The following is a 241-nucleotide window of genomic DNA, read 5'->3' as shown; positions in this document are numbered from 1 at the left end:
ATCTTCATCAGTAGCTACAAAGATGTCAGCCTGATACGTTCTCTTGGTTCCATACTTTGTATCCAAACACTCCCATCGACGGGTTTTATTATTGAATCCATATGGAGCCAGACGATACGTATATGCTTTTTCAGGAGTCTGAATAGTAACTGTGAACTTATCTGGTTCATCAGGATTATGACGGAAAGCCAGAATCAGACCTAAATAGTTAGGGTCTGTTTTATAACGATACAGATGATGG

General features: G+C 39.4%; 1 protein-coding gene. It reads right to left on the bottom strand.

Features of this window, described 5'->3' with window-relative positions:
• A partial coding sequence (locus tag Y882_RS20645; protein WP_211259240.1) for a hypothetical protein occupies positions 1 to 241 on the bottom strand: 241 nt, incomplete at both ends.

It is taken from the genome of Dyella japonica DSM 16301 (assembly GCF_001010355.1).
Taxonomy (GTDB): Bacteria; Pseudomonadota; Gammaproteobacteria; order Xanthomonadales; family Rhodanobacteraceae; genus Dyella; species Dyella japonica.
The sequence above is the reverse complement of the archived record's forward strand: the minus strand, read 5'-3'. Positions and strand labels throughout refer to the sequence as shown.